The 211-nt window shown below is 51.7% G+C and carries 1 protein-coding gene; it reads right to left on the bottom strand.

Going from position 1 to position 211, the window contains the following annotated elements; all coding sequences use genetic code 11:
• On the bottom strand, positions 1–211 hold a 211-nt coding region (locus H6B51_RS17515; protein WP_204884846.1), incomplete at both ends, for a transposase.

Here is a 211-nt window from a genome sequence, read left to right as displayed (position 1 = left end):
CAGACGTCTGTATCGATGGAACCAGGCAAAGGTTCGCTCGACAACCCAGCGGTGCTTTCCAAGATGCGAGGAACTCTCCACTCCTCGTCTGGCAATTCGGTGCTTTATGTGCCGCGCTGTACACGCCTGTCTGCAAAATGGGAAATCATATCCTTTATCGGCATGAAGTTTCCGGGGATGACAGGTAGGTTTCCCATGTAAATTTCGCAGG

It is taken from the genome of Pseudoflavonifractor phocaeensis, assembly GCF_016901955.1.
GTDB lineage: Bacteria > Bacillota > Clostridia > Oscillospirales > Oscillospiraceae > Flavonifractor > Flavonifractor phocaeensis_A.
This window is presented reverse-complemented; position numbering and strand designations above follow the sequence as displayed.